The organism is Streptomyces sp. BR123, from assembly GCF_013401435.1.
Classification (GTDB): domain Bacteria; phylum Actinomycetota; class Actinomycetes; order Streptomycetales; family Streptomycetaceae; genus Streptomyces.
In genome coordinates this window covers 1-8,669 of sequence record NZ_JACBGN010000297.1, presented here as the reverse complement: position 1 = coordinate 8,669, position 8,669 = coordinate 1, and the positions used below count along the sequence as shown (strand labels likewise).

Here is an 8,669-nt window from a genome sequence, read left to right as displayed (position 1 = left end):
GGCAGGAGGGGTGGGCACGGTGTTCAACATGTTCGAGGAGCTCTTCAATCCGGGGCGCAAGCACACGGATGAGGAGCGCAGGCGGCTGGAGCTGTCGCGGACCGACGTGAACGACGGCGATCCGGGGCGGGGTCCCGTGGACCTGGATTCCGGGAAGGTGGTCATACGCGTCGAGGAGGAGCCCCCGCCGCAGCCGTGACGGGCTCGAACAGGCGCAGCCGGTGCGCGAGGGCGGCCGCCTCGCCCCGGCCGGCGACGCCCAGCTTGGCCAGGATGTTCGACACGTGCACGCTGGCCGTCTTCGGGGAGATGAAGAGTTCCTCGGCGATCTGGCGGTTGCTGTGGCCCGCCGCGACCAGCTGCAGGACGTCGCGTTCGCGGCTGGTCAGGCCCAGGGCCTCGACGGGGTCGGTGTCCGGGGCAGGTTTGGTCGCGGGGGTGCCGGCCGCGGGGGTCTCGGCCGTGGTGAGCGGGAGTCGTGCGCGCTGGGCGAGCAGCGACAGGTCCTCGCGCAGTCGGCGTGCGCCGAGCTGCCCGGCGGTGGCGTAGGCCTCGCGGAGCAGGGCGGTCGCCGGCTCCCGGTCGCCGCCGGCGGCCAGCATCGCCTCGGCGAGCCTGTGGCGGGCGCGGGCCAGCAGGTACGGTCGCTCCAGCGGGCGGACGGCCTCCTCCACCTCGGCCCAGCGGGCGACGGTGTCCCCGGCCTCGGCGCGCAGCAGCTCGGCGCGGAAGAACTCGGCGTGCGCGACCCACACGGGCACGGGGGTGGCCAGGGTGCGGGCGGCCGCACGCAGGGTGGCCAGGGCGGCTTCGCGTCCGGCGTCGGCGACGGGCAGTCCCCGGGCGTCCGCCTCGGCGGAGGCGGCGGCGAGCAGCAGCGGCCAGGCGTAGCGGTGCTGCCCGAGCGGGAAGCCGTAGTCGATCGCGGCGGCGGTCTCCGCGCGGACGTCGGCGATGCGGCCCTCCGCCGCGGCGATGCCGATGGCGAGGCGGAACAGCGGTATGCGGTGCTGGGGCTGGGCGTCGTGGGTTCCGAAGTGGGCGTGTGCCGCAGCGAGTTGGCTCGCCGCCTCGGCCAGTTCGCCGCGTGCGAGGGCGAGGTGGGACAACCGTGCGGAGGCCGATCCGCGCGGGGCCGCGCTCTGGCCGACGCGCAGGGTGCGCAGGGCTGCTTCGGCTGCCTCGTCCCAGCGGCCGAGGCTGTAGAGGCTCTCCGCCATGTTGCCGCTGATCCACGCCTCGGTGTCCAGCAGGCGTGGCTTCTTGACCACTCGGGCCCCTTCCTCGGCCAGTTCCACGGCCTCGCGGGAGCGGCCCATGCCTTCCAGCTGAGAGGAAAGATTGATATGTGCACGTCCAGCAAGCATGGCGAGGCCGAGCCGGGTGGCCCGCTCCTTGACCGCATGCATCTCGGCGAGGCCGCGTTCGGGATCGCCTGCGTCGGTGAGCAGGGCGCCGACGGTGATCCGGGCGTTGAGCTCGATCTCCTCGGCGCCGATCATGCGTGCGTAGGCGACGGCGCGTTCGGCGGCGTCGAGGTTGTCGGGGCCGGGGCTGTGGAGCATGCCCCAGCCCGCGGCCCGGACCAGGACTTCGGCGTGCACCTGGGACGGGGGCAGCCCCTTGACGAGTTCCTGCGCCCTGGCGAGTTCGTCCCAGCCGTCGCCGCGGGCCAGGCTGGAGACCAGCCGGGAGCGCTCGGTCCAGAACCAGGCCGCGCGCAGCGGGTCGCCCTCCTCCTCCAGCAGCCGCAGGGCCGTCTTGGTGATCTTCAGGGCGCGTTCGCGTTCGCCGCCGAAGCGGGCGGCGACGGCGGCCTCGGCGAGCAGGTCGAGCCGCTGGAGCGGGGTGGCCACCGGGTCGCAGCCGCAGGGCGGGTAGACCTCGGTGTAGTCGGCGGGGCGCAGGGTCTCGCGGACCTCTTCGGGGGCGCTCTCCCACAGGTCGAGGGCCCGCTCCAGCAGCCGCAGCTGCTCGGAGTAGGCGTGCCGGAGGCGGGCGGCCACCGAGGCGGCGAGCACGGCGGGCAGGGCCTTGGCGGGGTCGTTGGCGTAGTACCAGTAGCTGGCGCGCCGGATGACCCGCTCCTCGGCGCGGATCAGCGTGTCGTCGGCCTCCAGGGCCTCGGCGTAGCGCCGGTTCACGCGGGAGCGCTCGCCGGGCAGCAGGTCGTCGCTGACGGCCTCGCGGACCAACGAGTGCCTGAAGCGGTAGCCGTCCCCGTCGGGGGTGGCGAGGAGGATGTTGGCGCCGACGGCGGCCCGCAGGGCCTCGATGAGTTCGTCCTCGCTGAGCCCGGCCACGGCGAGCAGCAGGGGGTACTCCACGGTGGATCCGCCCTCCGCGACGAGGCGCACCACGCGCTGGGCGTCGTCGGGCAGGACCTCGACGCGGACGAGGAGCAGATCGCGCAGGGACTCGGTCAGGCCGGCCCGGCAGCTGCTCTCCGGGCAGGCGGCGAGTTCCTCGACGAAGAAGGCGTTGCCGTCGGAGCGGTCGAACACCGAGTCCACGAAGGCCTCGTCGGGCTCCTGGGCGAGGATTCCGGCGAGCTGGCGGCGCACCTCGGCCCGGTTGAAGCGGGGCAGTTCGATGCGCTGGACGGTGCGCAGCCGGTCCAGTTCGGCGAGGAGCGGCCGCAGCGGGTGGCGGCGGTGGACGTCGTCCGCGCGGTAGGTGGCGACGAGGACCAGGCGACCGCTGGTGAGCGTGCGGAACAGGTAGGACAGCAGGTGCCGGGTGGAGGTGTCGGCCCAGTGCAGGTCTTCCAGGACGAGGACGACGGTGCGGTCGGCGGCGAGCCGCTCCAGCATCCGGGCCGTCAACTCGAAGAGCCGGGCGGTGCTTTCCTCGTCGTGGGGGCCGCGGGGGGTGTCGCCGAGTTCGGGCAGGATCCGGGCGAGTTCACCCTCCTGGCCGGCGCCCGCGGCCGCCAACTCGCCGGGGAGCAGCCGGTTCAGGGTGCGCAGGGCCGTCGAGAACGGGGCGAAGGGAAGCCCCTCCGCCCCGATTTCGACACAGCCTCCGACGGCGACCACGGCGCCGCTGCGGGCCGCCTCGCCGAGGAACTCCTCGGTGAGGCGGGTCTTGCCGACTCCGGCCTCTCCCCCGATGAGCAGCGCCTGGGGCTCCCGGTCGGCGGCGCGCCCCAAAGCGTCGGTGAGGACGGCCAGTTCGTCGGCTCGGCCGACGAACACCGGGCTGACGGTTCTGCTCTCCACGCCGCCGAGCATCGCACAGGAGTCCTGGTCGGCGGCACCCGATATCGCCGTGCCGCGGCCGGTGCGCCGGCCGCCGCGGAGGGCGGCGCCGTTCACGCGGCGCGGACGAAGCGGCTCCGGTCTCTGTTCACCGGCCCTTCATGGTCCTGGCTGCGCGAGGAGGCGCGGTGGGCCTCCTTGGCCTCGCGGATCCGGCGGTACCGGTCGGCCTCGCGGATGAGGTCGGCGCTGCGGGCGGCGGCCATCTCGTACTCGAACATCCCGTTCTCCCTGGTGGTGTCTGCGGACACGCTGTCCGGTGTGGTCCGAGCTTCGCTTCCCAGGGGGTGCCGGCGCATCGGGCGCATGCCGCATCTGCGCGGGAGGGGGGTCCTTAGGCCGGAGGCGGGGGGCCTCATGCGGAGGCGGCGCCTGCTCAGGCGGGGCGCCGGGCCGGGCTTCCGCCGGTGGCGGCGCGGGTCAGGCCGCCGGGGCCGGGGGCCATTCGTGGGCCAGGACCGCCCAGACCTCGGTGTCCTGGCGGACCCCGTGGTGGGGATGGTTCTGCCGCAGGACGCCCTCACGGGTCATGCCGAGGCGCTCGGCGACGGCGAGGCTCTTCTTGTTGGCGGAGGAGGCGTACCACTCGGCGCGGTGCATGCCGCGCTCGTGGAAGGCCCAGTCGAGCAGTACGCGGCAGGCCTTGGTCACCAGTCCCCGGCCGGCGGCTGTCGGCTCCAGCCAGCAGCCGACCTCGCAGGTCCCGGTCTGGGCGTCGAAGGTACGGAACAGGACGCCGCCGACGAGGGTGCCCCCGACCCGGATGCCGTAGATGCGTCCGCCGTCGGCGGCCGTCTTCTGCGCGTAGGCGGACAGGAACCCGCGCGCCGTGTCGAGGTCCGTGACGGCGTCCGCCAGGGCGATGTGCTCCCCGATGTACTCCCGGCCGCGGTCCATGTGAGTCAGGAACTCCTCCGCGTGCCAGGCCTCCAGGGGGAAGAGGTGGGCGTCGTCGGCGAGGGGTATCGAGAACATGCGGCTACGTCCTTGGGTCTCGTGCGGCGGGTTGCCGGATCACCGGGAGGGCGCAGCGGGCTCGGCGCCGTCCTCGCTCCTGGCGGCTTCCGCGCCGGTCCGCTGCGCGGGAAGTGTCGCATGCCGGAGGGAATCCGGCGGCTCAATACTGATCTTGGGCAGCGCGCGGTCCAACCAGGCGGGCAGCCACCAGTTGGCGCCGCCGAGGAGGTGCATCAGAGCGGGGACGAGGAGGGTGCGCAGGACGAACGCGTCGAGTGCCACGGCCGCGGCGAGAGCGATGCCGAACATCGCGATGATCCGGTCGCCGCTGAGCACGAAGGCGAGGAAGACGGAGATCATGATGACCGCGGCCGAGTTGATGACCCGGCTGGTCTCGGCGAGGCCGACGCGGACGGCCCGCCGGTTGTCGCCGGTCTCCAGCCACTCCTCGTACATCCGGCTGACCAGGAAGACCTGGTAGTCCATGGAGAGCCCGAAGAGGACCGACACCATGATCACCGGCAGGAAGGGCTCGATGGGGCCGGCGCTGCCCAGTCCCATCGGCTCGCTCCCCCAGCCCCACTGGAAGATCGCGATGACGACGCCGAAGGAGGAGGCGACGGCCGCGACGTTCATGGCCGCGGCCTTGAGGGGGATCCCGATGGACCGGAAGGCCAGCAGGAGCAGGATGCAGCCGAGGGCGATGACCACCCCGACGAAAAGGGGCAGCTTGCCGACGATGACGTCGGCGAAGTCGTCGTAGCCGGCGGTCACGCCGCCGACGTGGACCTCCATGGTGCTGCCGTGCGCGGCGCGCGGGATGACGTCCTCGCGCAGCTCGGTGACGAGGTCGCTGGTGGCCCGGGACTGCGGGGACGAGTCGGGTATGACGGTCACCACGGCGGTGTCGCCGCCGCGGTTGAAGACGGCCGGCCCGGCGGAGGCGACGCCTTCGGTCGAGCGGAGCGACTCGGCCAGGTTCTCCACGGCGAGCCGGTCGCCGGCCCCGTCGAGGCGGGCGACGACCGAGAGCGGGCCGTTCACGCCGGGGCCGAAGCCGTCGGCGAGCAGGTCGTAGGCCTTCCGGGTGGTGGAGGTCTCCGGGTTGTTGCCCTGGTCGGAGGTGCCCAGGTGGAGGGAGAGGGTGGGCAGTGCCAGCCCTGCCATGACCAGTGCGGCCACCAGGCCGAGGAGTTTGGGGTGCCGTTCGACGAAGGCGGACCAGCGGGCGGCGAACCCGGTGGGCAGCTCGGGCTGCGGGCCGTGCTCGGCGAGCCTGCGGCGCTCACGGCGCGAGAGGGCGCGCATGCCGATGTACGACAGCAGGGCGGGCAGCAGCGTCACCGAGGCGGCGACGGTGAGGACCACGGTGAGGGAGGCGGCTATCGCGACGCCGCCCAGGAAGTTCAGCCGCAGGACCAGCATGCCGAGCAGGGCGATGCAGACGGTCGCGCCGGCGAAGACGACCGCCCGGCCGGTGGTGGCGACCGCTTGTTCGGCCGCCTCGTGGACGGCAACGCCGCGTTTGAGCGCCTTGCGGTGTCTGGTGACGATGAACAGCGCGTAGTCGATGCCGACGCCGAGTCCGACGAGGGTGCCGAGCATGGGGGCGAAGTCGGCGACCGCCATGGTGTGCCCGAGCAGGGTGATGCCGAAGTAGGCGGTGCCGACGCTGACCAGGGCGGTCGCGATGGGAAGCATGCTCGCGGCGAGCGAGCCGAAGGCGAGGAAGAGGACCAGGGCGGCGACGGCCACGCCGATGGCCTCGGCGAGGTGGGCGGTGGGCGCCTCGGTCAGGCCGATGGCCCGGCCGCCGAGCTCGACCTGGAGGCCGTCCGCCTCGGTGGTCGGGTTCTTGGCGGCGTCGACGACGGCCTCGGCCTGCGCCTTGGGCACGGCGTCGGCCGGCCGGTCGAAGGACACCACGGCGTACGCGGTGCGCCCGTCGGCGCTGATCCGGGCGGCGCTCTCGGGGCCGGGGCCGTACGGGCTGCCGACCGAACCGACGCCGGGCAGCTCCGCGATGGCGGCGAGGGCCCGGGTCATGCGTTCCTCGACGGCGGGGGTGCGGGCCGTCTGGTGGTCTGGGGTCCGCCAGACCACGGTGTCGGTGTCGCCGCCCTGGCCGGGGAAGCCCTCGCGCAGGAGTGCGTGGGCCCGGCTGGACTCGGTGCCGGGGACCTCGTAGTCGTTGGAGAACGCCGTTCCGGCGGTGACGGCTGCCGTGGCGGTCCCGCCGAGTGCGAGCAGCCAGATCAGGACGGCCACCAGTCGGTGCCGCATGCACCACCGTGCGATTGCTGCCAAGGGACGTGCTCCCTGAGGGTTCGGATCTTTACCGGGAGGCCGCCCGACGCAAAGAACGCTGGAACTCGTGAAGGCAAGGCCGAGGGCCCGGGAGGGTTGCTCCGGGCTCGGGCCGAGATGGTGCCACGTTACGATCGCAGCGTTTCGTGATCGTTGGCCCGTTTCGTGTGCATCATCACAGGGCGGAGGAACGGCGGAGGGGCTCGGCGCGGATCAGCCGGCGGGCGGGCCGCCGGGTTCGTCGATGCGGTAGCCCGGGACGGAGGGCCAGCGGACCGTCAGGACCACCGACTCCTCCTCCGCGTACCAGGAGTGGTCGACTCCCCGGCCCCAGACCACGTAGTCCCCCTGCTCGTCGAGGACGACGCTGCTGCCCGGGAAGTCCATCCGGAAGCGTCCGCTGATGAGGACCAGGAGGGCGGTGCGCTCCTCCCCGGTCGTCCACTGCGCCCGCTCGTCGCCCTTCGGATGGACGCCCCACTTGATCTCCACGTCCTTGCTGTGGCGCGGGTCGGCGGGGTCCTTGAAGTGGCCGAGGAGCCAGCCTCGGTCAGCGGCGGCGTCGGGGGTGGCCTTGCCGGTGTGGATGTAGACGTCGGTCACGGGGTGAGGCTAATGCAGTTGCGCGGGGCCGCGGGCCGGTGGTCGGCTGCCCCCGTGGCGATGGATCCTGATGAACTGGTGCGGGCGCGGGCGGAGTACGACCGGGAGCTGCGGCGTGACGCGGCCCCGGACACGGCGCGGGCCCGGGTGGAGCGGGCGGGTGCCGTGGTGCGGCAGACCGCCCCCAGGCAGGGATGGAACGGCGTGCTCTGGTCGGACCTCGACGAGGACACCGCGGACGCGGAGATCGCGGCGCAGGTGGCGTACTTCGGGGGCCGCGGGTCCGGGTTCGAGTGGAAGCTGTACTGCCACGACCGTCCGGCGGACCTCGGGGCGCGGCTGCGGGCGGCGGGCTTCGTGCCGGAGCCGGCCGAGACCGTGCTCGTGGGCCGGGTGGGCGAGCTGGCCGCGCTGCCGGTCGAGCCACCGGAGGGGATCACCCTGCGCGCGGTGGAGGACGAGGCCGGCGTGGAGTTGATGATGGACGTCCACGCGAAGGCGTTCGGAACGCACCGGCCCCGCATCCGGGAGCTGCTGCTCACGCTGCTGCGGGACGAGCCGGAGAAGCTGGCGGCGGTCGTGGCGATGGCCGGGGACACCCCGGTGAGCGCGGCCCGGATGGAGATGCGCCCCGGCTGCTCGTTCGCGGGCCTGTGGGGCGGCGGCACCCTTCCCGAGTGGCGGGGCAGGGGCCTGTACCGCCTGCTGGTCGTCCACCGGGCCAGGATTGCCGCGGAGCGCGGGATCCTCCGGCTCCACGTGGACGCGTCGGAGGACAGCCGCCCGATCCTGCAGCGCCTGGGCTTCGAGGCACTGGGCCGGACCGTCCCGTACACATGGGAACCCGGTCACGGCCCCGGCCCCGCATAGCCCCCCCGGGCCCGAACAGCCCGCAGCCCCGTACGGCTGCGGGCCCGCCTGGCCTCCGGCCTGCGCAGCTGCACCCGCTCGCCGGACCGGGGGCCTTCCCGCAGCCCCGCGGCACGAAAGGATCACGCCATGGAACGGATCTCCCCACCCCTGACCGGCGGCGAGCGCGAGACCCTGCGCGCCTATCTCGACTACCACCGCGCCACCCTCGCCTGGAAGTGCGAGGGGCTGACGGACGAGGAGCTGCGCCGCCCCTCGATGCCGCCGTCCACGCTGTCCCTGCTGGGCCTGGTCCGGCACATGGCCGAGGTGGAGCGGCACTGGTTCCGGCGCACGCTGGCCGGCGAGGACGTCCCCCACGTCTGGTCCGACCGGTACGACTTCCAGGCCGCCTACGACGCCGCCGGCGCCACCCGCGAGGAAGCCTTCACCGCCTGGGAGGCGGAGGTGGCGCACGCCCGGCGCATCGAGGCCGCAGCGGAGTCCCTCGACGTGACGGCGTACGTGAAGAGCTGGAGGAAGGAGGCCTCGCTGCGCCTGATCATGCTGCACCTGATCCACGAGTACGCCCGGCACAACGGCCATGCCGACTTCCTGCGGGAGGCCGTCGACGGGACGACCGGCGCCTGACGTCCCGCCCGGCCGGGTCCACCCACCCCACCCCCTATATTT

The 8,669-nt window shown here is 73.4% G+C and carries 8 protein-coding genes; 3 read left to right on the top strand and 5 right to left on the bottom strand.

What is annotated here, in order from left to right:
• Positions 1-199, top strand: a 199-nt coding sequence (locus tag HYE82_RS30380) for a DUF6191 domain-containing protein (protein WP_218783240.1), incomplete at its 5' end; no start/stop codon positions are given.
• On the opposite strand, the gene HYE82_RS30375 is transcribed toward HYE82_RS30380, so the two are convergent.
• From HYE82_RS30375 to HYE82_RS30355, 5 genes are all read right to left on the bottom strand, one after another.
• A complete protein-coding gene (locus HYE82_RS30375; protein ID WP_179177407.1) occupies positions 162-3,233 on the bottom strand; it encodes a helix-turn-helix transcriptional regulator in 3,072 nt (1,023 codons plus the stop codon). The two genes, HYE82_RS30380 and HYE82_RS30375, sit on opposite strands and share 38 nt — an antisense overlap.
• Positions 3,234-3,313: 80 nt before the next feature.
• Positions 3,314-3,511 (bottom strand): hypothetical protein, encoded by a 198-nt coding sequence (locus HYE82_RS30370; protein ID WP_179177401.1) that lies wholly within the window; start codon positions 3,509-3,511, stop codon positions 3,314-3,316.
• Positions 3,512-3,680: 169 nt separating this feature from the next.
• On the bottom strand, positions 3,681-4,235 hold the full coding sequence (locus HYE82_RS30365) for a GNAT family N-acetyltransferase (protein ID WP_179177405.1): 555 nt from the start codon (positions 4,233-4,235) through the stop codon (positions 3,681-3,683).
• Between the two features lie 39 nt (positions 4,236-4,274).
• The gene (locus HYE82_RS30360) at positions 4,275-6,524 is read right to left on the bottom strand and encodes an MMPL family transporter (RefSeq protein ID WP_179177404.1); all 2,250 of its coding nucleotides are present in this window, start codon (positions 6,522-6,524) and stop codon (positions 4,275-4,277) included.
• Positions 6,525-6,737: 213 nt separating this feature from the next.
• Positions 6,738-7,127, bottom strand: a complete 390-nt coding sequence (locus HYE82_RS30355) for a signal peptidase I (protein WP_179177403.1) — start codon at positions 7,125-7,127, stop codon at positions 6,738-6,740.
• Positions 7,128-7,187: 60 nt separating this feature from the next.
• On the opposite strand from HYE82_RS30355, the gene HYE82_RS30350 reads away from it, so the two are divergent.
• Both HYE82_RS30350 and HYE82_RS30345 read left to right on the top strand, forming a co-directional pair.
• The gene (locus tag HYE82_RS30350) at positions 7,188-7,997 is read left to right on the top strand and encodes a GNAT family N-acetyltransferase (protein ID WP_179177406.1); all 810 of its coding nucleotides are present in this window, start codon (positions 7,188-7,190) and stop codon (positions 7,995-7,997) included.
• A 129-nt stretch (positions 7,998-8,126) separates the two neighbouring features.
• Positions 8,127-8,627: a DinB family protein gene (locus tag HYE82_RS30345; RefSeq protein WP_179177402.1), complete on the top strand. Its 501-nt coding sequence runs from the start codon at positions 8,127-8,129 to the stop codon at positions 8,625-8,627.
• The last annotated feature ends 42 nt before the right edge of the window (positions 8,628-8,669 follow it).

Excerpts from the sequence above, each read along its gene's own strand:
- HYE82_RS30375 (WP_179177407.1), bottom strand. The coding sequence starts at position 3,233 with ATGCTCGGCGGCGTGGAGAGCAGAACCGTCAGCCCGGTGTTCGTCGGC.
- HYE82_RS30365 (WP_179177405.1), bottom strand. The coding sequence starts at position 4,235 with ATGTTCTCGATACCCCTCGCCGACGACGCCCACCTCTTCCCCCTGGAG.
- HYE82_RS30350 (WP_179177406.1), top strand. The coding sequence starts at position 7,188 with ATGGATCCTGATGAACTGGTGCGGGCGCGGGCGGAGTACGACCGGGAG.
- HYE82_RS30345 (WP_179177402.1), top strand. The coding sequence starts at position 8,127 with ATGGAACGGATCTCCCCACCCCTGACCGGCGGCGAGCGCGAGACCCTG.